The organism is Cognataquiflexum rubidum, assembly GCF_022538115.1.
Classification (GTDB): Bacteria; Bacteroidota; Bacteroidia; order Cytophagales; family Cyclobacteriaceae; genus Cognataquiflexum; species Cognataquiflexum rubidum.
In genome coordinates, this window is record NZ_JAKZAL010000010.1 from 92,429 (window position 1) to 117,892 (window position 25,464).

At 42.5% G+C, this 25,464-nt stretch carries 19 protein-coding genes; 10 read left to right on the top strand and 9 right to left on the bottom strand.

Annotated features, from left to right (window positions below):
- Positions 1-222 precede the first annotated feature (222 nt).
- The 4 genes from MMU05_RS12250 to MMU05_RS12265 all read right to left on the bottom strand — a co-directional run bounded on the left by MMU05_RS12250 (position 223) and on the right by MMU05_RS12265 (position 4,228).
- Entirely contained in the window at positions 223-1,254 is a 1,032-nt protein-coding gene (locus tag MMU05_RS12250) for a PDDEXK nuclease domain-containing protein (RefSeq protein ID WP_241141972.1), read from the bottom strand.
- Positions 1,255-1,372: 118 nt separating this feature from the next.
- Positions 1,373-2,653, bottom strand: coding sequence for a sugar isomerase (locus tag MMU05_RS12255; protein WP_241141973.1), 1,281 nt, complete (start codon positions 2,651-2,653; stop codon positions 1,373-1,375).
- Positions 2,637-2,831, bottom strand: a complete 195-nt coding sequence (locus tag MMU05_RS12260) for a hypothetical protein (protein ID WP_241141974.1) — start codon at positions 2,829-2,831, stop codon at positions 2,637-2,639. The genes MMU05_RS12255 and MMU05_RS12260 overlap by 17 nt, the downstream gene beginning before the upstream one ends.
- Positions 2,828-4,228, bottom strand: coding sequence for a purine-cytosine permease family protein (locus MMU05_RS12265; RefSeq protein WP_241141975.1), 1,401 nt, complete (start codon positions 4,226-4,228; stop codon positions 2,828-2,830). The genes MMU05_RS12260 and MMU05_RS12265 overlap by 4 nt, the downstream gene beginning before the upstream one ends.
- A 371-nt stretch (positions 4,229-4,599) precedes the next feature.
- Between MMU05_RS12265 and MMU05_RS12270 the strand changes: the two genes are divergently transcribed.
- The 3 genes from MMU05_RS12270 (at position 4,600) to MMU05_RS12280 (ending at position 9,601) form a co-directional block, all read left to right on the top strand.
- Positions 4,600-5,958 (top strand): FGGY-family carbohydrate kinase, encoded by a 1,359-nt coding sequence (locus MMU05_RS12270; RefSeq protein WP_241141976.1) that lies wholly within the window; start codon positions 4,600-4,602, stop codon positions 5,956-5,958.
- Between the two features lie 96 nt (positions 5,959-6,054).
- Positions 6,055-8,175, top strand: a complete 2,121-nt coding sequence (locus MMU05_RS12275; RefSeq protein ID WP_241141977.1) for a bifunctional rhamnulose-1-phosphate aldolase/short-chain dehydrogenase — start codon at positions 6,055-6,057, stop codon at positions 8,173-8,175.
- Positions 8,176-8,563: 388 nt separating this feature from the next.
- Positions 8,564-9,601: a GntR family transcriptional regulator gene (locus MMU05_RS12280; protein WP_241141978.1), complete on the top strand. Its 1,038-nt coding sequence runs from the start codon at positions 8,564-8,566 to the stop codon at positions 9,599-9,601.
- A gap of 36 nt (positions 9,602-9,637) precedes the next feature.
- Here the strand turns inward: MMU05_RS12280 and MMU05_RS12285 are convergent, their stop codons facing one another.
- Positions 9,638-10,822, bottom strand: coding sequence for a hypothetical protein (locus tag MMU05_RS12285; RefSeq protein WP_241141979.1), 1,185 nt, complete (start codon positions 10,820-10,822; stop codon positions 9,638-9,640).
- A 111-nt stretch (positions 10,823-10,933) separates the two neighbouring features.
- Positions 10,934-12,097: a hypothetical protein gene (locus MMU05_RS12290; RefSeq protein ID WP_241141980.1), complete on the bottom strand. Its 1,164-nt coding sequence runs from the start codon at positions 12,095-12,097 to the stop codon at positions 10,934-10,936.
- A 649-nt stretch (positions 12,098-12,746) separates the two neighbouring features.
- Between MMU05_RS12290 and MMU05_RS12295 the strand changes: the two genes are divergently transcribed.
- From MMU05_RS12295 to MMU05_RS12320, 6 genes are all read left to right on the top strand, one after another.
- Positions 12,747-13,505, top strand: coding sequence for a (Fe-S)-binding protein (locus tag MMU05_RS12295; RefSeq protein WP_241141981.1), 759 nt, complete (start codon positions 12,747-12,749; stop codon positions 13,503-13,505).
- The gene (locus MMU05_RS12300; RefSeq protein WP_241141982.1) at positions 13,502-14,860 is read left to right on the top strand and encodes a lactate utilization protein B; all 1,359 of its coding nucleotides are present in this window, start codon (positions 13,502-13,504) and stop codon (positions 14,858-14,860) included. The genes MMU05_RS12295 and MMU05_RS12300 overlap by 4 nt, the downstream gene beginning before the upstream one ends.
- Positions 14,857-15,417 carry a LutC/YkgG family protein gene (locus MMU05_RS12305; protein ID WP_241141983.1) on the top strand — a complete coding sequence of 187 codons (561 nt, stop codon included), beginning with the start codon at positions 14,857-14,859 and terminating at the stop codon, positions 15,415-15,417. The genes MMU05_RS12300 and MMU05_RS12305 overlap by 4 nt, the downstream gene beginning before the upstream one ends.
- 82 nt (positions 15,418-15,499) lie before the next feature.
- Positions 15,500-15,823: an L-rhamnose mutarotase gene (gene rhaM / locus MMU05_RS12310; RefSeq protein WP_241141984.1), complete on the top strand. Its 324-nt coding sequence runs from the start codon at positions 15,500-15,502 to the stop codon at positions 15,821-15,823.
- Between the two features lie 91 nt (positions 15,824-15,914).
- Complete coding sequence (locus tag MMU05_RS12315) at positions 15,915-16,286, top strand: transmembrane 220 family protein (RefSeq protein WP_241141985.1); 372 nt, start codon at positions 15,915-15,917, stop codon at positions 16,284-16,286.
- Positions 16,287-16,316: 30 nt separating this feature from the next.
- The gene (locus tag MMU05_RS12320; protein WP_241141986.1) at positions 16,317-17,069 is read left to right on the top strand and encodes an NIPSNAP family protein; all 753 of its coding nucleotides are present in this window, start codon (positions 16,317-16,319) and stop codon (positions 17,067-17,069) included.
- Between the two features lie 730 nt (positions 17,070-17,799).
- Here the strand turns inward: MMU05_RS12320 and MMU05_RS12325 are convergent.
- On the bottom strand, positions 17,800-21,228 hold the full coding sequence (locus tag MMU05_RS12325; RefSeq protein WP_336246920.1) for a ThuA domain-containing protein: 3,429 nt from the start codon (positions 21,226-21,228) through the stop codon (positions 17,800-17,802).
- A gap of 222 nt (positions 21,229-21,450) precedes the next feature.
- Here MMU05_RS12325 and MMU05_RS12330 point away from each other — a divergent pair, with 222 nt between their 5' ends.
- A complete protein-coding gene (locus MMU05_RS12330) occupies positions 21,451-23,790 on the top strand; it encodes a glycoside hydrolase family 3 protein (protein ID WP_241141988.1) in 2,340 nt (779 codons plus the stop codon).
- An 18-nt stretch (positions 23,791-23,808) separates the two neighbouring features.
- Here MMU05_RS12330 and MMU05_RS12335 read toward each other — a convergent pair whose 3' ends face one another.
- Both MMU05_RS12335 and MMU05_RS12340 read right to left on the bottom strand, forming a co-directional pair.
- Complete coding sequence (locus MMU05_RS12335; protein WP_113925728.1) at positions 23,809-24,042, bottom strand: hypothetical protein; 234 nt, start codon at positions 24,040-24,042, stop codon at positions 23,809-23,811.
- Between the two features lie 169 nt (positions 24,043-24,211).
- Positions 24,212-25,411, bottom strand: coding sequence for a phosphoglycerate kinase (locus MMU05_RS12340; protein ID WP_241141989.1), 1,200 nt, complete (start codon positions 25,409-25,411; stop codon positions 24,212-24,214).
- Between the last annotated feature and the right edge of the window lie 53 nt (positions 25,412-25,464).

A 25,464-nucleotide genomic window follows, 5' to 3' on the forward strand; every position in this document is an offset into this window, starting at 1 on the left:
AGAGGTGAATTCATCAGAATAAATTGATTTTACTATTGTGGTTCAATTTTTCCTGCCGTTGTCAGTGTCTCCACCGACAACCCTATTATTGCTCATTGAAAAGTCAGTGGAGAAACTGACTTGGGCAGATGAAATTTTCGGGTTATGGGTTCGGCAGTGCCGAACCAAATTTTAAGAAAAGGTCTGAGCATGCATGTAAGTACCTTTGGTGACTTTGCTTTTCTATTTTTGGTCGTTTTCAAGTTTATGTTTTATCAATATTTTTTCTCGTTCTATTTCTTCTGCCAATTCTTTTTCTGTTGGTAGATACGGCATGTATTTAGTTGCAAAAAGTTGTTTGTGTTCTTTGAGTATTGAATATTGAACAACAGTTTCGTCTTTTTCTGCACAAAGTATAATACCAATTGACGGATTGTCTTCGGGTTGTTTTTTTAAATCGTCATACATTCTGATATACATATCCATTTGTCCCGTGTCTTGGTGTGTAAGTTTGGTTGTTTTCAAGTCAAACAATACAAAACATTTTAGAATGTAATTGTAAAATACAAGGTCAATGTAAAAATGAGATGTTTCGGTACTTATGCGGACTTGTCTGCCAACGAATGAAAACCCTTTTCCTAATTCTAACAAAAACTGTTGCAAATTTTCAATTAAGGCTGTTTCAATTTCATTTTCAGTAGCGGTAATTGGTTGAGGAAGATTTAAAAATTCAAAAACGTAAGGGTCTTTAATGAAATCTGTTTTTGTGTGCTTTTCTAATGTTGTACTGTGTTCCAATGCCTCTTTTTTATCTTGTGAAGAAAGCAATCGGTGATAATACGAAGTATTGATATTGCGCTCTAAAACTCGGGAACTCCAATTTTGTTCTTCGGTTTCTTTCAAATAATAGTTTCTTGCTTCGGGATTTTCAACTCGCATTATGAGTCGATGATGTGTCCAAGTTAATTTGCTACGCAGTGCGTAGCAATTCTCTTTATCGGAATAAGTAAGGTAAAACTGTCTGAAATTTCGAAGATTGGAATAGGAAAACCCTTTCCCAAATTCAGAAGTTAGTGTACTAGACAGGTTTTTCAAAACGGCTTCGCCATATTCTGCTTTTTCTTTTCCGTTTTGTTCTTCTTCTACAATCTTTTTCCCGATTAGCCAATACGCCTCAACCATTGCTGAATTTACTGCTTGATAGGCTTTTTGTCGGGCTTGTTCTAAAATAAGTTTTATTTCGGAAATGTATGTATCAGGCTTTACGAAACTCATAATCAACTGTTTTAGAAACTGTAATTTACAACAATTTTGCTCCTTGCCATATCACTTTTACACCCCAACTTTCTATGTTAGCACAGTTTGATAGCATGGTCACTTACTCAGAAGTAAATTACAACCCCGTCGCCCTCGTATTCTCTCCCCTTTTTTGAATCAGCTGCTTTCGGATTTCATGTTGTCTGTAAATGGAAATAGGTTCCAAAGCCCCACCAGATTGCAACCGGGCTTCTTTCAATAATGGCCTCACATCCGTCAAAAAAGCTTTTTGCAGGATTTCCTGCGCCATCACCACATCGCCATTAAGTTGATGTTCGGTCAGTTTCACCCGATCCACCAAAAGGGATTTGGCATAGGCAATCTTGATCGCCTCCAACGCCTGCATCAGGTCCTCCAAGGGATCTTTGGTATTGTGGCTCGCATCGATCATCCAAGAGATACTTTCCCAAGTCTGACAACCGTCTTCTGTGCCTGCCACAAGTTCAAGGAAGATCAAAAACAACTGATAAGGTTTGATACTGCCTGTAGTCAGGTCATCGTCTCCAAACCTAGAATCGTTGAAATGGAATCCCGCCAACTGATTTTGTCCCAATAAAATCCCCACAATCTGCTCAATATTGGTATTGGGAAGGTGGTGTCCAAGATCGACAAGGACTTTGGCCCGGTCTCCCAATTGCCTGCACAGCATATGAGAGGTGCCCCAATCCGGAATCACTGTACTGTAAAAATTCGGTTCGTAAGGCTTGTACTCCAGCAGCAGTTTCCAGTCTTTGGGCATTGACCCATAGATTTTTTGAAGGGATTCAAAGGTATTGTCCAAAGCCCTACGGAAACTTTGCTGACCGGGGAAGTTGCTTCCATCGGCCAACCAAACAGTCAGTCCTTTGCTCCCCAACTTTTCCCCAACTTCAATCACTTGTTTGTTATGGGCAACTGCCTGTTCTCTGACCTTTGGGTCATTGTGACTCAGCGAACCAAATTTATAGCTTTTCTCCTGCCCATAATCCTGAAAGGTGTTGGAATTGACCGCATCAAAACCGATGTTGTGGCTTTTGGCAAGCTGCATGATTGCGGCATAATCTGATGGAATGTCCCAGGGAATATGCAGAGAAACAGCATCTGTACTTTTGGTGAGTTTGGCCAAAAGGCCAATATCTTGGATTTTCTCTTCCAAAGACCTTGGCTCTCCCCCTATTCCAAATCTCCCAAATCTCGTTCCTCCTGCACCCAATGCCCAACTTGGCACCGCGATCTGAAAACTTCTGATTTTCAAAAGTATTTTCTCGATTGAAATCCCTTCATCCTCCAATTGCGAAGCCAAAGCAGCAAAGGACTTCTGATGAAGGGCTACATATTTGGAATTTGATTCCTGTATATTTTCAGTTGTCAGATGCATTGTCTTTGTCCGTTTTCTTGTTGATCCAAAAAGGCGCTGTGCCAAACCACAATACCATCCCGACCGCCATCAGGGTCGTATTGGTCTGCATGCTAATTTTACCCAAAAATACCAATACCGATGGTATAATGGACAAGGCCAAACCGATGTAAGAAATGATGATCAATAGGATTTTCATACGAGCGCCTCCTTTCCTTTTGGGTATAATGTATTGGATAAAATCAAAAATGTGAATACGGCGATAAACCATCCGGGTAAACCAAGGAAGAAAATGTCGATTCCGAATCCCAGATTCAAACCCAGACAGATGGCCAAAGTAATCAGCCAGGTAAAGAAAGTGGCATTTGAAAAGGAGATATTTCGATTATACGCCATTTCCTGTGTTATCCCAAACCTTGGAGAAAGGTAAAAATCCGCAAATATCACCGCTCCCATCGGCATCAGTACCAAGCCATATAAGGCTACAAAGTCCAAGAGCTTCATCACCAAGGCCGGAAAGCAAGCGGCTATGCTTGTTACCGCACCGACCCAAGCGGTGACTTTCCAGGTTTTCATTTTTGGGAAAACACCCTGCAAAGCCAGTCCTGCACGGTAGATCGTAGGATTGGCGGTCGACCAACCGGCGACTACCACACAAACGGCACCCGCCAAACCTGCGGCACCATAAGCTATCGGTCCGGGTGCAAATTCAGTGGAAAAATTGCTGCTTTGAAGAAATGCTGCATATAGAATTCCAGAAGATATCCATGCAATGAAATGCCCGATAAACATCCCTGAAAATGAAAGAAAGCCATATTTCCAGGATTTTGCATAGCGGAGAATCGTCAGGTCGGACATCCCGATATGCATCGCCATATTGCAAAACCAGGCAAAGAACAGCACATGCCAAAAGGAAAATTTGCTCACCCCCTCTAAAGGAATTCCTGTCCAGATCACCTTATTGGCAACAGCCCAAAACTCCGAAAAACGCGTAACTCCAAGTTCTGGTAAAATCGCCAAAGCTGCAGACAAAAAAATCAAAATCATCCAAGGTGCCGCCACATTCGCAAACCTTGCGACTTGGTTGTACCCTTTGATCGCTACCAAAGTGGTCAAAAAACCGATCACCAATACCACCAAAACCCACCCTAAAGATGTGGGTAGCCAGGTTGTGAGCGTCGGCATGGTCAGGTTAAAAGGAATGCCAACGGCTGTCGCTGACACTGCAATCATTGATCCCGCCAAGAAGCAAAACATCAGCGCATTCACAACATTGTAGATCGATACCATCTTGTACCCGCAGATCCGCTCCAATTGGTAATAAAGCGTCATTCTTTTTGAAGTCGCTATCGGCGCCGTCATCAGTCCCCAACTCAATACTGCCAGGATGTTTCCCAAAATCAATCCAGAAAAAAAATCAAACGCACCGACGCCGTGCGCTACAAAGAGCGGTCCGATGACAAATTCTGTTCCGGCCGTATGTTCTCCGGCATACATTCCAAGGAAACTCCGCCAACCTTTCTGTGCGGAAGCGGGAACAGGTTCGCGCTCGTATTCATTGACTGCCGGGCCGGTGTTTTGGGTTTGTGGGCTCATAAGATCGGGTTAATCTAGTAAGTAAAAGAATAAAAATCCAGTCGCTATCCTGCACTGTCCGCACCAAACAAAAATGCAAAATTTTGAATAATTTGGGTTTAAATTGCCTCCATTTCTTGCCATATTGGGGAGATATTAAGTGGTTATCAGCTTCTTTGCAAGTATGCCAAGATTCTTATTCAGACATGACGGAAGACCGAAGTCGGAAGACCGATGTGCCGGACATTTCAGCATCCTGCCAAGAAGTATAGATTTTCCATTTCTTTGGCACCATTACGAAAATAAGTATTGAATTAACCGAAAACTTCAAACCCAAAATAACCTGTTGGATCTCTTTTCAATGGGTTAGTCTTATTGCTGACGGAAATTATATGGAAGCCTATCTGATCTTTGATATTGGGAAAACCAACAAAAAAGCGATCCTCTACAACCCGGACTTTGTAATTCTCGAAGAGTCCAGCATGCATGTACCAGAGATCCAAGACGATGATGGTTTTCCCTGCGATGACCTGATGAAGGTCAGCAATTGGGTTTTGGAGGTAACTGAAAATTTTCTGAAGGATCCAAAATACCAGGTCTTCGGAATTAACTTTTCGGCTTATGGCGCCAGTTTGGTACATGTGGATGAAGAAGGAAAGGTCTGTACGCCTTTCTACAATTACCTGAAACCGGTACCTGAATCACTTTGGGAAAAGTTCTTAGCAGAAGAAGAAAATCTCCTCCAAAAAACCGCAAGCCCGGCATTGAGGATGCTCAACAGCGGATTCCAGCTTTATTGGCTGAAGCATGAAAAACCGGAACTTTTCAAAAATATCCGATTCAGCTTCCACCTTCCCCAATACTTTTCTTTTCTTCTGACCCGAGAAAAATGGAATGACTATACCGGAGTCGGTTGCCACACCTGTTTTTGGGATTTTGAGAAAAAGGATTTTGCCCATTGGGTAAAGAAAACCCGGATTGAAAAAATCCTTCCTCCGTTTCCCACCGAAACCGGAGTGGACAAAAATCTCTTTGGCCAAAATGTGAAAATAGGTTTTGGGATGCATGACAGTTCTGCTGCTTTGCTTCCGTACATACGTTTGATTGATCATCCATTTATCCTGATTTCAACAGGAACCTGGAGCATTTCACTGAATCCATTTGATCAGCAAACTTTGACAGCCGAAGAATTGGAAAGCGACTGTCTGAGTTTCTTGCAGCCTGATGGAAGGAAAGTAAAAGGAGCGCGGATTTTCCTAGGCAAAGAATACGAAGTACAGGTCAACAGGATTGCTTCCCATTTTGGGGATACTGTCGAAAGGCTACAAAAACTGGAGTTCTCCCAAAAACGGATCATTTCCCTTTTCGCAGCAAACAAAAAAGACGTGTTCAGTCCTATCAGCTTCCAAGGTTCAGGACCAAAAGTCAAATGGGAAGGACGTGAAAATCCTTTGGATGAATTTACAAATGCCGAAGAAGCCTGCCTGCAACTTATGCTCGATCTGGCCAAATGGCAGCAATGCAGCACGGATTTGGTGTTAGGCAAAAGCGAAGTCACGGATATCATCCTCGCGGGAGGATTTACCAAGAACAAAACCTTTTTGGCTTTCCTTCAACTCCTATATCCAAACAAAAAAATCTACCTCAGCAACCAGCCACGGGCATCTGCATTGGGGGCTTTGCTCGCTTTGGACCAAAGCAAATTGAAACAGGATATTCTTAGGATCAAGGAATTTGAAACCGGCTTATAGCGCCATTCTTCCTACCTTAGACACAAATTCCAAGATAGTACAGGACACATTAACAGCACCAAACCGTCAATTTTATCTATCAAAATTGAAACAAAAATGGGAAACAACAGCAAGAAATTTGAGCACGTCAGCTACCTCTGGGATGATGCCAAAGCAGACCAACTGAAGCACGATGAAGTGGCCATGCTCATCTACAGGTCCAATATATTGGGCGCTGACTTGAGAATCACCAACTACGGCGGCGGAAATACAAGTTGCAAAACCATTGAAAAAGACCCGCTGACCGGCAATGACGTCCCTGTGATGTGGGTGAAAGGTTCCGGTGGAGATATCGGGACTTTGACCAAAAGCGGCTTGGCTGGCCTGTACCTCGACCGACTGCATTCCCTGAAAAAAATATACCGAGGCCTGGAATTCGAAGATGAAATGGTGGAGCTTTTCAACCACTGCATCTACGACCTAAATTCCAAAGCGCCTTCCATTGATACGCCCCTGCATTCATTTTTGCCCTATACCCATATTGACCATTTGCATCCGGATGCGCTGATCGCCATCGCGGCCGCAAAGGATGGTGAGAAAATCATTCAGGACTTATTTAGCGGAAGCATCGCCTGGGTTCCCTGGCAAAGACCGGGTTTTGACCTTGGGCTAAAACTCGAAGAAGCCATCACCAAAAACCCAAACCTTCGGGGCATTGTCCTCGGTCAGCATGGACTTTTTACCTGGGGAGAAACAAGCTATGAATCCTATATCAACAGCCTTGAAGTCATCGAAACCTGCAGCCAATACCTCCACGCAAATTATGGAAAGGACAGGCCGGTTTTTGGCGGAACCAAAACCACAACTTCTTTGGACGAAACCCAAAGAAGGGATCAGGCTGCCAAACTTGCTCCTACCCTCCGTGGTCTCTGTTCTTCGGAAGGCTTGATGGTCGGACATTTTACCGATGCCTCTGCTGTAATGGAATTCATCAACAGCGAAGATGTCGAACCGCTTGCCGCGATGGGTACAAGTTGCCCGGATCATTTTCTCCGCACCAAAATCTGCCCCTTGGTTTTGAATCTGGCACCTGAGGAAGACCTGACTGATAAAGGTTTGCTTGAAAAACTGAACAGCCAATTTGAAGGATATAGGGCCAATTATGCCAAATACTACCAAGACCACAAGCATCCAAACAGCCCTGCTATCCGGGATGCCAATCCTGTAGTCATCATATGGCCGGGAATCGGGATGTTTACTTTTGCTAAAAACAAGCAGACCGCACGTGTCGCGGCGGAGTTTTATATCAATGCCATCAACGTCATGAAAGGCGCCGAGGCAATATCGACTTATGTGTCGCTGCCTTTGCAGGAAGCTTTCAATATTGAGTATTGGCTGCTTGAGGAAGCCAAACTCCAAAGGATGCCTGCCGAAAAACCACTGTCAAGAAAAGTGGCTTTGGTCACCGGAAGTGCAGGAGGTATCGGAAAAGCAATTGCCGAAAAATACGCCAAAGAAGGTGCCTGTGTGATTTTGACTGACATTGACAGCACCAAACTCGCTGCTTCAGTGGCTGAGTTTGAGAAGAAATTTACCAAAGACAATGTCATAGGGGTGTATCTTGATGTGACCAAGCCTGAAACTTTGAAAGCCTGTATCCGGGAAATCTGCCTCAACTATGGCGGTTTGGATATTGTGGTCAACAATGCAGGCATCAGCATCAGCCGTTCATTGGAAGAGCATTCGTTGGAGGAATGGGACAGGTTGTATGACATCTTGGTCAAAGGACAATTCATCGTCTCCCAAATGGCCTTTGATGTGCTGAAAAAACAAAACAAAGGCGGAGATATCATCAACATTGTCAGCAAAAACGGATTGGTGGCCGGTCCAAAAAACGCCGGTTATGGTTCTGCCAAAGCCGCCCAACTCCACCTCACCAGATTGATGGCAGCCGAATTGGGTGATTACAAAATCCGTGTCAACTCCATCAATCCCGATGCGGTGATTGAAAATTCATCGATTTGGCAGAGTGGATGGGCAGAAGACCGTTCCAAAGCTTATGGCGTACCTTTGGAGGATTTGCCAAAATTCTATGCCAGCAGGACACTTTTGAAGGAAGAAGTGAGGACAGAGGACATTGCCATGGCGGCCTTTGTCTTTGTGAGTGGCATGCTCAATAAAACAACGGGAAATATGCTGAATGTGGATGGTGGATTCGCAGCTTCTTTCCCGAGGTAGTCGGAATGGCATAGTGAAGTGCTAATGCAAGGAATGATTGTTTTCTTTTTCAAATGGGACGGAAGACAGAAGACGGAAGACAGAAAAACCGGATAAGAAAATTTTAAAGCAAGATTTAAGCATTGTATCCGGCACAAAATTATTAATCTCGAAAACTTCAGGAATAGACGGCGGAATCCTATCCACGCACAAGGCCTGTGCCGGCCTCCCGTAAGTACGGGATCGTCCTCCCCGCCTCGAACAAATGAATTTCAGTTTAAGGTAGGGATTCGGTATCTACGGTACTTCCGTCTTCGGTCTTCCGTCTTCCTTCCCGTCTGAATTAGGATAATGAGCCATTTGCAAAGAGGCTGAAATGAATTCACATTAACTCCAAAACAACCCAAAAATGACGATGTTCGACAAAATGGACAAAATCAACAACGGGTCCAAAACCCCGAAGTACCAGCAGGTAGTCAACCTGATCTTGGAAGATATCGAAAGCGGCAGGCTGAAGATCGGAGAGCGGATTTCTTCGATCAACGAGATGAGCTTTGATTTCTTGCTTTCGAGGGATACTGTAGAAAAAGCGTACAACGAACTCAAAGACCGGGGCATCATCACTTCGGTCAAAGGGAAAGGCTTTTATGTGAGTTCGACCAATACTTCCAACAAACTCAAAGTCCTGCTCCTTTTCAACAAGCTCAGTTCCTACAAAAAAATCATCTACTATTCGGTCTTGGAAACCCTCGGCGAAAAAGCCACCGTGGACATCCATGTCCATCATTACAATAAGTCGATGGTGCAGGAACTGCTCGAAAGGAATATGGGAAAGTACCACTACTATGTGCTTGCTCCCCATTTCTATGATGAAGATTCCCACCTGATGGATTCTTATGACATTGCACGGCAGTTTCCCGAAAACAAACTGCTGATCATGGACCGTGCGGTCAAAGGCCACGAAAATGAATTCCCCGGTGTGTATCAGGATTTTGAAAAGGACATTTTCCACGCCTTGGAAGATGGGATCGAGCATTTGAAAAAATACCAAAAACTCAAACTCGTCTATCCGCGGGGGCTGATGTATCCGCCGGAGATTGTGGATGGGTTTAAGAAATTCTGCTTCTACTACAATTTTGACAATGTAATCTTGGACGGTATCGATGCTGAACCCCTGTACGAAGGCGATGTTTATATCACATTGGCGGAGACGGACCTGGTGAATGTTGTCAAGAAAAGCCGGGAACAAGGTTTGGAATTGGGAAAGGCAGTGGGATTGATTTCGTATAATGACACTCCGCTAAAGGAAATTTTGGCAGATGGTATCACAACTATTTCCACGGATTTTGAGCATATGGGAAAAAGGATTGCAGAACTGATTTTGGGAAAAACCACCGAAAAAGTCTCCAAAAACCCATTTAAGATGACGGTGAGGAAGACGTTGTGAGGTTTAAATCAGATTTTTTCTCCCAAGCATCTGAACTTAAAAAATCAGATGCTTTAACAAATAATTATTTGACTCAATCACCTTATAAATCCCATACCGGATAAAATCTTCTTCCACATCCGTATTGATCAATTGGATCAAAAGTCTGTTGCCAGGTAAAGCCATGGTTACTTTTCCATTTGTTGGCAGCGGAATGTCTCCGCTTACTTGCTTGGTTCCATCAAACAAAATGAGTCTGTGGTACGCAGGATCTTCAAAATGATGATAGGTAGGATCATCTGCTTTCTTACTTTCATAAGTACCATAGGGTATTTCCCGGATATAATCGAGAACAATCATTCCACCGTCAAGGAAAAATAATTTATTGTTCTTAGGACCTAAACTGATTCTTCCATCAGATGGAAAATCATCGTCTGAAATCGAGCTCTTTTTGAGCATGTCGAATTCACCATGGTTAATCTTAATTCTTGATTCCAACATACGGGTAATCAAATCATACTTAGTGATTTCATTATCTATACTGTTGGTCAAATAAAGCTTTCTTCTGGTTTGGTCAACACTGTAAACAACGGAATACAGCATGCCATAATTCGATTTGTCAAAAACTTTAAACATCGACCTTTCGGTGATTGGGGCCAACCTAAACAGTTCATCTTTCTCGACAAAATTTATCTCAATTAAAGTAGTGGGGTTGACTACATCAGGATCTGGAATGAAAGAATTTGTTCCGGTAGGATTGGTAATAAATGACAAACTTGAAGGTGATTCATTTTGATAGAAATAGGGGAAAAATTCCAACCTGCCATAAATATGAACCTTTCTTCCAGATTGATAGCGGATCTTTTTTTTGACATTTAGCTTTTGGTCATAAAGAAAAAGCTGATAAGGTGTCTGAAGCCAAATATCACCTTCCTCTGTAAAAGCCATGGCATTGAATGCAGCCGAGGATTGATTAGGTCCTTCCCCTACCAAACCTTTATTGATGACAAAATCTCCTTGTTCGTCTATCAGGATTATCCTCGTCCCTTTAGAATCGGAAATATATCCCAAGTAAAGTTTGCTCTCTGGATGATAATCAACAATCACAACCGGAAGCAAGGAGTTGATTTTAAACTCCTCCACCTTCTCTAATTGGTATTGGGAAAATGAATCTGTTGGCAAAAAGAGCATTGATAAAGAAAAAACAAATGCCAGCGATAGTTTTTGGGTTATTGTTGCCATGGTTGTGAGAAAGTAAATGGTTGAAAAGTGCTTGGATAAGGTGTATAACGATCTAAAATAAGTTTAGGTTGTTATTCTAAATATTCATATTCCTCAAAAGTACCCCTCACATCATTCCTCTGTTTTCAGCCCAACCTTGAACAGCCTGAAATAATCTTTTTCCTCTTCCTCATCCGGTTTTTCCATCATCCAGAGTTCTCCATTGCGGAGCAGCATGCTTCGGGGTACCAGACCTTCCGGGACAAAATCTTTAATAACATTTCCCAGTGAGTCAATGATTGCAATGCGGTGGAGATACTTTTTCCCCATCATTTCCCTAAAAACAATTCTCTCTTCCTGGGATTTTTCTTCAAAATTTGATTGAATATCTAATTCATCATAGCCTGGAAAATAGGCAATTAAAAAGTATCCATCTATAAGTTTTATATTTTCAATACTACCTGATATTAATGGCATAAGAAAATATGTTTCATCGTTTGGATCATCAGTTCCTTTAAAATAATTGTAATCAGGAAGATTAATTGTAATGGAAGACTTTAGAGAATAGGGTTCGGTACCCTCATAAACATAAATTACCGGCTCAGAACCAAATACTACATAAATATTGTCCTCAAAAATTGTGTAAACAGGGAACCATGAGGCAGAAAAGAAATAGTTGCCATTTAAAAAAACACTATTTTCTGGAAACCCAATAATAGAATTCCTTTTCCCATCAATAGGGTCAAGCAAGGATAATAATTTATGGCCTTTATATTGATGAACTTCCCATGGCCTTTCCTCCTGGTTTATGTAAAGGAATTTATTTGATAAGCTTTCCATTCCAAACCCCATTGCTCTCCAAGATTCGCTAGGAACATAAAAATCATCGTATTTGACCAAAGATTGAAGTTTTCCTTCAAAATCATAAGTTAGAAATCCTTTATAACCATACACCAAAAATGAATTAGGACCATTAATTTTTATCGTACCCATTAATTTTCCATAAGTATCAAGCATGTCACCGAACTTGGAAAAAGATGAAAGGATATTACCCTCAAAGTCAGCGATAAAGATATCTTCTGAAAACTCTTTATGATCCATAAAAATAACTGTTCCAGACTTTGGGTCAATATCGTGAACGGTGGGGTTTCCCAAATAATCAATCTGAATACTATCAAGCTTAACCAAGGAAATTGATTTTTGAGGTGAAGCAGTTTCAATAACTTCAGAATCCCGATTTTTGGAATTGCAGGAGAGAAAAAAAATGAATAGAATCAATAGAGATGGATAACGCATAGAGGAAAAGGTTTAAATGTTAATCAAAAAGTTTGCTCGACACATTACTTTTTGCAAATGCTCGATGATTAAACCTAAAGAATAAATTCTATACATCAAAATAAATTATTCAACCTATTCCAAATTGAGGAAAAATAATAGTAAGAGTTAGGGATCCTGGAGTCATTAATATCAAATTTCTCCTTCCAATCTAGTGTAGGATTTAAACCTACTTTAAATATGAAGCTGATTTTTCAGATCGTAATCGAAATTTTAGGCCTAATATTTAGATCTTAATCGAAAAATTAGGCGTATTTTTTCGATTAGGGAAATTGAACCTTCCCGTTTGAATCCACTGCTTAAACTCAAACCCCTACACTACAGGATATTTCATCGTTCAAATTATTTGAAATTGAGAATCAATTCCGTTTAGACAAGCGGTTGAGTAGTGAGAACCTTTTCCAAAGTTGGGCAAAAACCAAGATAGTCCCCTCACATCCATTCCGAACTTTGGAAAAGTTCTTCAGAATCTGAATTGAGAATGAAAAAATTACCTTTTCTCTATGGCTTTAGAACGCTCTTTAAATACTCAATTATATTGAGTTAACCCTTCACTTTCAGGACCAATATCTATCCTTATCTTAGTATCCATTAATTTAGAATTGATAAAATGCCCGAGAATAAAAAAAATATAGGCCTCTTCATCCCCTGCTACGTCGATCAGTTTTATCCCAAGGTGGCGATTGCAACTTTGGAATTGCTGGAAAAATTGGGTTGTCAGGTGACTTATCCAATGGGTCAGACCTGTTGCGGGCAGCCCATGGCCAATGCCGGGTATGAACGGGATACGGTAGCGACTACCAAGCATTTTATCAGGATTTTCAAAGACTTTGATTATGTCGTCGCCCCATCAGGAAGCTGCGTCCTCCATGTCAAAGAACATGCACCGGCGATCGCAGGAATGGAAAAAGAACAGTCCGAGCTTCATGACAAGATTTTTGAACTGACGGAATTTTTGACTGATATCTTGAAAATCGAGAACATCAAAGGAAGCTTTCCACACAGGGTCGGCTACCATGCCTCCTGCCATGGGCAACGGGGTTTGAGGCTTTCGTCCTCAAGTGAATTACACCAAACTCCTTTCAACAAAGCGAAGCAATTGATGGTTAATCTGGAGGGATTGGAATGGGTGGAATTGGAAAGGAAGGATGAATGCTGTGGTTTTGGAGGCACATTTGCGGTAAGCGAAGAAGCCCTTTCCATCCAAATGGGCAAAGACAGGTTGGCCGACCACCAAGCACAACATGTTGAAATCCTGACCGGAGGCGACATGTCCTGTATCATGCATTTGCAGGGAATAGCCAAGCGAAACGGCAATCCGATCCAGTTTAAGCATATCGCCGAAATTCTAAATGAAGCCATCTCATGAGCCATCCCATACAGGCAGCTGAATTTTTGCAGGATCAAGCCAAGTCCAAATGGCATGATGAAACCCTGTGGTTTGTCAGGGACAAGCGGGATAAAATCAGCAAATCCGTCCCTGAATGGGAAAATCTCCGGGAACTTGCCTCCCAGATCAAAGATAATGTATTAGCCAATTTGGGGAGTTATCTGGAGGAATTTGAAAAAAATGCAAAAGCCAACAACATCCATGTCCATTGGGCAAAAGATGCAGAAGAACATAACCGGATTGTCCTTGGAATCCTGCAGGAAAAACGCTGCAATGCCATCGTCAAAAGCAAATCCATCCTGACAGAAGAATGCCACCTGAATCCCTATCTGGAAAAAAACGGCATTGAAGTCGTGGATACGGACCTTGGCGAGCGGATCGTACAGTTCCTAAATCAAGCTCCCAGCCATATTGTATTACCGGCAATCCATTTGAAGAAAAGGGATATTTCTGAGATTTTTCACGAAAAACTCCATACCGAAAAAGGAAACGAAGATCCGGATTACCTCACCCACGCGGCAAGAATCCATTTGAGAGAAAAATTCCTTTCTGCAAAAGTGGCGATCACAGGAGTGAATTTCGGAGTTGCGGAGACGGGAGAGTTTGTGGTCTGCACCAATGAAGGCAATGCCGACATGGGTGTCCACCTCGCAGATGTGCACATCGCCTGTATGGGAATAGAAAAAATCATTCCGAAGCGGGCCCATTTGGGGGTATTCCACCGTCTGCTCGCAAGATCGGCGACAGGACAAAGCGTCACCAATTACACCTCCCATTTCAGAAGTCCATTTCCGGGAAAAGAAATCCATATCGTCTTGGTAGACAATGGCCGCACCGCCCAATTGGCAAGACCAAAATTCAAAAATTCACTCAAATGTATCCGTTGCGGCGCCTGCATGAATACCTGCCCGATTTATCGAAGAAGCGGAGGTTTTAGCTATGAAAGCACAGTTCCCGGACCGATTGGGTCTATCCTTTCCCCCGGTATCGATTTACAAAAGCACAGTTCCCTGCCTTTTGCATCTACCCTTTGCGGCAGCTGCACCGATGTCTGTCCGGTCAAGATCAACATCCACGAGCAACTCTATGAGTGGCGTCAAGAAATCACCAAAGCACAGCCTGACAGGGCTAAAAGCCTGGCGATGAAGATTGCCAACGGGGTTTTCGCTGTTCCTTTTGCTTATAACCTCAGCGGAAATATGATGCGTGGCGCATTGAAAATCCTGCCTGACAGCATTACCTATTCAGGTTTGAATACTTGGGGAAAGCAACGGGACTTGCCTGAGTTGCCAAAAGAATCATTCAAAGACTGGTACAAAAAGAACCGAAAATGAGCAGCAGGGATCTGATATTGTCCAAAATCAAGGCTGTTCCTTTGGAAGCAAAGGAACTTCCCACTATTCCTGAATTCGAATTTGAGGGAGATTTGAAAGCCAGGTTTATAGCGTCCATTCTAGCCAACAAAGGCGAAGTCATCACAAAAGCGGAGTTTTTTAGCTTGTTGGATTCTGGGGTTTTCGAGAAAGTCTATTCTCATATTGAAGATTTTTCTTCCTTCAACAACATCAAAATCACTGAAGATGCTCACCAACTCAATGACCTGAATCTTGCCATTATACGGGGACAATTTGGGGTGGCGGAAAATGGTGCAATATGGTTGGAAGATCGGGATATGGGTTTGCGAGCGCTTCCTTTTATCACAGAGCATTTGGTGATTGTGTTGGATTCTGCCCATTTGGTGGCCAACATGCATCAGGCTTATGACAGGATCGGCTTGCAGGAATCGGGTTTTGGACTGTTTATCGCCGGCCCATCAAAGACGGCAGACATCGAGCAGTCCTTGGTTATTGGAGCACATGGTGCAAAGAGTCTGAGGGTGGTGTTGATCTAACCTTTGAGGTTTCCAAAACCTCGAAGGTTTGACAAAATCTGGTCAAGATTTTAGCCGGACTTTTACTTTGAATTTAAACAGAATGAAAACAGAACAGCGCACATTTGCCTTCAAGATGTCTATCCGTCCCGGCATGGAGGAAGAATATAAGCGGAGACATGATGAAATATGGCCTGAATTGAGAAAATTATTAGAGGAGTCAGGGATTTCTGAATATTACATTTTTTTGGACAGGGACACTTCCACCCTATTTGCCTTTCAAAAAATAACCGGAAAGGGCAATTCCCAAGAACTCGGCAACCATCCTGTGGTACAAAAATGGTGGAAGGACATGGCCGATATTTCTATTTCCAATGAGGACAATTCGCCGGTAAGCATTCCTTTAGAGGAAGTGTTCAGATTGTGATTTTTCTTTCTACCAACGTATCAATTTGGTTGAAAAAGTATGTAAAAGGAAAACTTTAAATTCCTAAATTGTAGACAAAACCCATCCTACCATGAAAAATTTCCCAAAATACTTCTTCATTTTCTGGAGCGTCGTGTTCCTTCTTTTTGCATATTGGCAGGTCAACGATCCCGACCCTCAAATATGGGTTTCCCTTTATATCCTTGCAGCTATATTTTGCGGACTTGCCGCAAGGGGAAAACATCCTTTGATTCCTTTGGGAATAATTATTGTAGCCTGCATCGTCGGAGCGGTTTATTTCTACCCGACTTCGGTATCCAAGTGGGTCAATTATGAAATGGAAAACAAAGACCTGACCATGAAAACACAAGATTCCGAAGAGGCAAGGGAAACCTTTGGCTTGCTCATCATAGCAGCTATTCTTTCCGTTTCAGCCTATTTTGGCTGGAAAAATAAAATCTAAAATTACAGTCCAATTAAATTACCATTCTCTATGAAAAAGTTTTCAATATTTATTTTGGTCCTTTGCGGCCTGATTCCCAATCTGATCCATGCTCAGGAAACCCGTTATTTTGAAATGCGGACTTACACTGCCCATGAAGGGAAAAGACCGGATCTGATCAAAAGATTTCAAGACCATACGCTGAAGTTGTTTGAAAAAAACGGAATAGAAAATATTGCCTATTTCATTCCTACCGACGATACCAACAACACCCTTACCTTTATCCTTGCCTATCCGGACAAAGAATCTAGGGATGTATTGTGGAATAAATTTGCCAACAGCCCTGAGTGGCAAGCTGCCGCAAAAGCTTCTGAAGCAAATGGTCCATTGGTAGCTAAAGTGGAACAGGTATTCATGAAAAATGCCCCTGACCTGACGCCGGAAATCATCCGTGATCAGAATGAAGGTAACAGGGTTTTTGAATTGAGGACATATTACATGATGCCCGGAAAAGTGGACGCGATTCATGCGAGATTCCGGGATTACACCCGTGAATTATTCCAAAAACACGGCATGATCAATGTGATGTATTGGTACACGGTCGAAAAAGATCCTGCTGTGCAGACCAAATTGGTTTACCTCCTGGCGCATAAAAGTGAGAAAGCAGGCAAAGCTTCTTTTGAGAAATTCGGCAAAGATCCATCTTGGATTGTCGTCCGTGATGCTTCCGAGCAAAACGGAAAAATAGTTGAAAAGATAACCTCGGTATACCTCAAGCCTTTGCCTTTCTCGCCTTTGAAATAATGTTTTCTCAGGGTGAAAAATTAAACTCGACTCATCACTAAATATATAAACTTAAACCGCTTCCCAAAAGATATTGATAGATATTGGATATTGATCGATATTGCTTTTGCGGGTATAGGACTAGATCGAAAGTGCACCTTCTGTTGAGGCCCGAGAATAAATCAGAAAGCCCCAAGGTCATCAACAGATTTCCTTGGGGCTTTAAACTGTCCCTTAATAAGCCCTTTTGTTCCTTTGTGGTTGATCCTTTACTAGCAGTTTCAATCCCTTTGTTTCCTTTTGTTCCTTTGTGGTTGATTCATTCTAACCGTGATTTATAGGATTTTCAAGTACCCCTTAAAAAAATTAGCAAGTTCAATCCCTTTGTTTCCTTTTGTTCCTTTGTGGTTGATCCTTTTTTAGCAGGATTATTCCCTTTGTTTCCTTTTATTTGTGGTTAACTTTTTTTCTACGATATCCGAAGTTTTCAACTATTCCATTCCGCAAAATATTAGCAGGTTCAATCCCTTTTGTTCATTTGTGGTTGATCCTTTAATGTTGTGGTCTACAGATTTTTCACTTACACACTTGGAAATTTTAGCAAGTTTGCTCTCTTTGACTGCCACGTTTCCTAAACTTTTCTGATAGCATCTATAAATGAGAAAGCCCCAAGGTCATCAACAGATTTCCTTGGGGCTTTTCTTTTGGCTATAAATCACGCGTACTAGGTAATGCTTCCGATATTGGACTTTTACTTGGATTTGAATTCGGCTGAATGTATTGTCGCTATAGGTTCACCTGCCGCTGCAGGTCTCGTCACAAAATAAACATCATGCTTTTTGCCATCAGTGATTGGCTCAATGGCAATGTTGGCTATTCCTGCCGCTATTCCTCCGGGTCCACCGGCAAGAGTGATGAATCTGGATTCCCCGATTTTCTGTCCACTTGGAGAATCCAACCTGACTTCAATCGCAAATCCTTCTTTTCCAGGCTCCTGACCACCTCCCACTACTTGGATAGAAGCAACATCAGTCAGATCAATTCCTTGGAATGAAAAGGATGCTTCCTTGGAAGGAATCATCATAAAGATCATTCCCTCATAAGTCGTGGTAGAGAATTCAACCAGATTTGTAGCTTGATGCATTCCCATTTTTGGATTGCGGAGCGTTACCGAACTATTTCCGGTCAACGGTTTGACACCCTCAGCACCCCTATCCGTAAAGCTTGCCGAGAGCACAAACACACCATTATCGCTGAGTGGCTTTCCTGCTGTTGGTTCAACAGATCCAGTGGCAGGCAACGAAGACTTCTCAACAGCATCTCTGCGTCCGAGCGAAAGGATATAAGCTACCACTTTTTTGGCGTCCTCATTTTTCAAGTTTGGATTTGCAGGCATTACAGTTTCACCCCATACACCGCCTCCACCTTTTTGGATTTTGTTTACGAGATAAGCAGTAGCAGCTTCAGGATTTCTTCTGTACTTTCTTGAAACGTCTACATAAGAAGGGCCTATAGAGGCTTCATCTTCTTTGTGGCAAGTCTTACAGGTCAACGAACTGATGATGCTTTTTCCGGTCATAGCATCGGTCATGATAAGGTGACCTTTAGCAGCCTCTGCCTGATCCAATCCTGAGATATAGTCTGCTGCCAAATAGAGGGTAGATAGATTTTGGCCCGCTTCTGCGTCATCAGGGTCGGATACCGTTACGGTATAAGCCACTTTTTTGCCAGGGAAATAAAAAGTCTGATTTCCTTTTATTTCAATGTTTACTATCGGCGCAATATTTCCTGCATAAACAGAGGCAATGGTACTTTTTGCACTCAACTTGCCAGGATCACTTACCGTTGCCTGCACATCATAATCTCCAACGGCATTGAAAGTATGGGTCAGTTTTGGCTCTGAAGTAGTCACTGTCTCGCCGTTTCCAAGATCCCATACAAAACTCATTGGGTCATTTTCAGGGTCATTGGCTTCTACAGTAAATGTTGCCGTGAAAGGAATGGAACCGGATTTTTTATCAACTGAAATGGACTGGACTACAGGCGTTCTGTTTCCTGCATTGAAATCGATCCTCGAAAGTCCTGAATCCGCATTTTTGGTAAACCAACCATTTCCATATTCCAAAACATAAAATTTCCCATCAGGACCGACTTCCAAATCAATCAAAGCATTGAATTTGGTTTTGGACATAAAGGGCTCCATTTTGTCAAAGTCACCGTTTGGCAACATGGTTACCACTTTGATCCAACCCCTCACCCAATCGTACATAAAAAACTTCCCGTCATAGTAGGAAGGATATTTTGTATCTGCAGGATACATGTCTGAGTAATAGACAGGACCTGCCATGGCATTTCTACCGCCTGTGCCTAACTGTGGAAACTCAGGGGAAACTCCATACGGATACCAAATAAAAGCTGGAGACAAAGGTGCCACCACCTTGGCTCCTGTATTGTTTTTGGAGTTGTTGGTAGGTTTTTCAGGGTCAAAAGGCGCTCCAGGAGTTCCGGTTGCATAGTCAAATTCCCGGTAAGGGTAATTGTTGCCCACAAAATATGGCCAACCAAAATTGCCTGCTTTTCTTGCCTGATTGACTTCGTCATAACCTCTTGGACCTCTTGTATCCAAGCTGTCATTGGCAGCATCCGGCCCAACTTCACCCCAATAGAGGAAACCTGTTTTTTGATCGACGGAAATTCGATAAGGGTTTCTGTTTCCCTGAACATAGATTTCAGGTCTTGTGCCTTCTGTACCTTTTGGATATAGATTGCCTTCCGGAATCTCGTAGCTGCCATCTTCATTGACCTTGATTCTCAAAATCTTTCCTCGCAAGTCATTGGCATTTCCCGAGCTTCTCCTAGCATCATATTGCTCAAAACCATCTCTGTTGTCCAAAGGTGCAAAGCCTCTGTTGACAAATTTGCTGTCTTTTTGGTCAAAAGGCGTGGAGTTGTCACCTGTCGAAAGGTAAAGCAAGCCATCCTTATCAAAAGCAATGGAACCACCGGTATGGCAGCATATTTCCCTTTGGGAATACAGTTCCAAAATGATTTTTTCAGAAGCCAAATCCAGCTTGTCATTTTCAAATTTGAACCTAGAAAGCCTGTTGACCTCCTTGCCGGTAGGGCTGTAAAACATGAAAATGTAATTGTTCTTAGCAAAATTAGGGTCTTTTTGAATGCCCATCAAACCTTCCTCGGCATTGACACCGGGGGTACTTGTTTTCCAATACACATCAAGCTTTGCAATCTCACGTGCTGTCGAATCACCGTTTTTGTACAGCATGACTTCACCTCTTCTTTGTGCTATCAAGATGTCAAGATTGGGCAAAATGGTCATTTCGGTAGGTTCGGTAAATTCACCGACTACAAGGTTGATCTTCTCAAACCTGTTTTCCTCAGGAACTCTTTGGGTCTTCGCTTTGGAATAATCCAACTCTTTGTTTTCCCCGATAGCATATTTGATTCCTTCAAGAACATGTTTTAGGAAAAGCTCCTCAGAATAAGATTCTTTTGTGTGGCCTCCTGCGGTGTAGAATGCCCTTCCACCATCAAATTCATGGTACCAAGCCATCGGATGGAATCCCATCGGTTTGGTGTGCAAGTAGCTTGATTCATCGATATCCATCAATACATTGACATCAGGATTCAGCTTTTGGAAATGATACCATTCGTCTCTTCTGTTCCATATCTCAGGCAAAAAACGGGTGGTAGAATGATTCCTATCCGTAACATTCAATTTACCATCCTGAACATTTGGATGTGGGTCCCCTATGCCGGGGTGATAAGAAAAATTAGCACCGGCAAGCCTACTGTACCATCCCCACTCGTATTCTGTATCTGCTGCTGCGTGGATTCCTACATATCCTCCACCTGCTTGGATATATCTCTCAAAATCTGCTTCCTGATAATGGTTGAGCACGTCACCCGTTGTACTTAACCAAATGACTGCTGAATATTGTTTCAGGTTTTCCTCGGTAAACATCTCCGAATTGGTGGTGGTATCCACATCAAATTCGTTTTCTGCACCGAGCTTTTGGATAGCGGCTACCCCATCCACGATGGATTCATGATAATATCCGGCCGTTTTACTAAATACTAGGACTTTTGGTTTTCCGCTTCTTTTGTTACAGGAAGAAAAAACCACCAAGACCATCACTAGAAGAAATAAACTTCTTTTCAAGGAATTCAAGGTTAACATAGGTTATTGTATTTTGGAAATATTTGGAAAGATAGAGAGATTCTCAATGTGCTTGCGGTTGAATCATTTAAGTGGGCATTTGGCCGTAAGATTGGTCGATTTCTTTGAACCAAAAGCAAATATTAATTAATTAAATTGACCTGCAAAAATTTCATTATGTATTTTTTACATTTTGAAATACATTTGGGTATAAATGTGCTGACCATGAAACAAATAACCAAAAAAACCATCCCCATGTTTGCGATAGCAGCCATGTTGATGTCCTGTGAAAAAAATGTGGTGGAAGAAACCCAATTAGATGAAAATATCACCATCCTCACCCAATCATTGGGTGCAAAACTCGGTTATTCAAAATCTTCGGGTGTCAATATTCTTGATGAAAAAGGGTTGAAATTCAAGGACCTGAATAAGAACGGAGAACTTGACAAATACGAAGACTGGAGGCTTTCCTTTGAGGAAAGGGCAACTGACTTGGCCTCCAGATTGTCAGTCGAACAGATTGCAGGACTGATGCTTTACAGTTCTCATCAAGCTATCCCTGCTGCACCCGTGGGATTTGGTGCAGGTACTTACGAAGGAAAATCATTTCCTGAGAGCGGCAAGCCTTCTTCCTCGCTTTCAGACCAACAAAAGAAGTTTTTGACAGAAGACAATCTCAGGCATGTATTGATCACAAGGGTAGAAAGCCCCGAAGTAGCTGCCCAATGGAACAACAATGCCCAAGCTTATGTCGAAGGTTTGGGTTTCGGAATTCCGACCAACAACAGTTCAGACCCAAGACACAGCCCAATCGCGAGTACGGAATACAATGCCGGCGCAGGAGGCAATATCTCCATGTGGCCTGAAGCCCTTGGATTGGCAGCGACTTTTGATCCAGCTTTGGTGCAAAGGTTTGGAGAAGTTGCTTCCATAGAATACCGGGCTTTGGGATTGACGACAGCACTTTCTCCGCAGATAGACCTCGGTACCGAACCAAGGTGGAACAGATTGAAAGGCACTTTTGGAGAGGATTCAAGACTATCGGCGGACATGGCACGGGGATATGTAGACGGATTTCAGTCTTCTGCACCTGAATATGAAATCTCCGGGGGTTGGGGCTTTCAAAGTGTCAATGCCATGGTCAAACATTGGCCAAGTGGCGGACCTGAAGAAGGAGGAAGAGACGGACATTTTGCTTATGGAAAGTTTGCAGTGTATCCCGGGAACAACTTCGAAGAACATTTGGTACCCTTCACTGAAGGCGCATTTAAACTGAGCGGAAAAACCAAATCTGCCTCAGCAGTCATGCCCTACTATACCATTTCTTATGGGCAGGACAGCAAAAACGGAGAAAATGTAGCTAATGCCTACAGCGAATATCTTATTACCGATTTGTTGAGAGGAAAATATGGGTATGAAGGCGTCGTCTGTACCGATTGGGGAGTGACAGGGAATGAAAGGGACAATGTGGAAGTCTTTGCCGGAAAACCGTGGGGTATGGAAACTGCCAGCATTGCAGAAAGGCATTACCGGGTCATCATGGCGGGCGGGGATCAGTTTGGTGGCAACAATGACATCAATCCCGTCTTGGAAGCCTATCAGTTAGGCGTTAAAGAACATGGGGAAGAATGGATTAGGGCAAGATTTGAAAAGTCAGCGGTGAGGTTGTTGAGGAATATTTTCCAGACAGGCCTGTTTGAAAATCCTTACCTCGAAATCGCCCATACCAAGGAAACTGTCGGTAATCCCGCATTTATGGAAGAAGGATTTCAGGCCCAAGTCAAGTCAGTGGTCATGTTGAAGAATAAAGAAAACGTCCTTCCTATCGCCAAAAACAGTAAGGTATATATCCCTAAGAAATTTATTCCTTCCACTACCAATTGGTGGGGAATCAAATCGGAAGAACAATGGGTAGATGCATTGAACCTTGAAATCGCCAAAAAATACTTTCAGGTTACCGATAATCCCGAGGAAGCAGATTTTGCCTTGGTCTTTGTCAGCAATCCCGAATCAGGAACAGGTTATGACCCTGCTGACAGGATGACCGGAGGAAATGGTTATGTCCCAATCAGTCTCCAATATGGCACTTACACAGCTGCTACCGCCCGAGAACAAAGCATTGCGGCAGGAGATCCGGTACTCGCTCCTCAGGTTACCAACAGGTCTTATAAAAACAAAACCATCACAGCCTCAAATCTGAAGGACCTTCAAAACGTCATGGACACCAAAAAAGCCATGAACGGAAAACCTGTTATAACCATCATTTCGGCCTCCAACCCGATGGTTTTTTCAGAATTTGAAAAAGAGGTTCAGGGAATCGTGTTGCACTTCAATGTCCAGGATCAGGCAATTTTGGATATTTTATCAGGTGCTGCAGAACCAAGCGGATTATTGCCGGTACAGATGCCTGCCAATATGGAGACCGTCGAGAGCCAATTTGAAGATGTGGCGCATGATATGGATTGCCATGTGGATGAGGCAGGCAATACATACAATTTTGCTTTTGGATTAAACTGGAAAGGGGTAATCAAAGACTCCCGTACAGAAAAGTATCAGAAAAAATAAATCTCCAAACCACAGAAATCAAGAACCACAGTCAAAAGTCTCATAGTCTTCCTTGAAAACTGACTTTAATCTACCCTCTCCGTCCCGGTAGGTAATGGTCCCTGTTCTTGTATTCTGCCTGATGTCTTGACTCATTTCGATGGTTGTTCCATCTTTCAGAAGGACGGTACAGGTTCCTGAGATTTCTTCGATATCGGATATACAACTTCCCAATCCCAGGATAAGGATGGATGCAAAAAAGATTTTTTTCATGGGTGAAGATTTAACAATTAAGGCCAAAATTACAATTTTGTAGCAAAACGCAAGGAGGATTGGATTATTCTTTCGCGAATGATTTTTGTTGCAATCCTTGAGAAAAAATAAGACCGACAATAGTCGGCCTTATTGCTTAATCTATTCACTTACTTACAATTAGCTTTTATCAAGGCATCAAAGCTGCCACACCCGGCAATACTTTGCCTTCCATGTGTTCTAGCAAAGCACCTCCACCGGTAGACACATAAGATACTTTGTCGCCAAAACCGAATTTGTTGACTGCCGCAGCTGAATCACCGCCTCCGATGAGGGAAAATGCCCCTGCTTCGGTAGCATCAGCGATAGCTTGGGCCACAGACACAGTTCCATTTAGGAAACTACTCATTTCAAAAACACCCATCGGGCCGTTCCAAAGAATGGTTTTAGAATTTTTGATGACATCTCCGAATAATTTTCTTGTTTCCGGTCCGATATCCAATCCCATCCAGTTGTCAGGAATTTCTCCTGCTTTGGCCAAACCCTGTTCGGCATCATTGGCAAAAGCCTTAGAAGTAACCGTATCCAATGGAAGGATGATTTTCACTCCTTTTTGCTCCGCTTTTTTCATCAACTCCAACACATAGTCCAACTTATCAGGCTCACAGAGAGAATCTCCGATCTTGCCACCTTTGGCCTTGGAAAAAGTATAGGACATTCCGCCGCCGATGATTAAGTTGTCGACTTTGTCCAATAACCTTTCGATGATCAAAATTTTATCAGAAATCTTTGCGCCGCCCATGATGGCAGTATATGGTCGCTCAGGATGTTCAAGGACTTTGTCAGAATTATCAAGCTCTGAAATCATCAGATAACCGGCAGCTTTGGTGTTGAAAAATTTGGCAATCACAGCCGTGGAAGCATGCGCACGGTGTGCGGTGCCAAAAGCATCATTCACATACACATCACCCAATTTGGAAAGCTTTTCTGCAAAAGCTTCATCTCCTTTTTCTTCTTCTTTGTAAAACCTGAGATTTTCAAGCAAAAGCACTTCCCCCGGTTTCAAGCCTGCAGCCAGGTTTTTGGCTTCCTCTCCGATACAGTCAGGAGCAAATTTCACAGATTGTCCAACTAATTTTTGGAGATTGTTAATAACATGTTTTAGGGAATATTTCTCCACAGGACCATCTTTTGGCCTTCCAAGATGCGACATCAGGATCACTGAACCGCCGTCCTTTAATATTTTCTCGATCGTGGGAATGGCCGCACTGATTCGGGTGTCGTCTGTTACATTTTGGTGCTCATCCAAAGGGACATTAAAATCTACCCTGACAAGGGCTTTTTTACCCTTAAAATCAATATTGTCCACACTTTTGATTCTGTTGTTCATGTTTATTGTTGTTTAAAAGGTTTTGAAGATTAAAGAAAGTTAGAAGTAGGAAG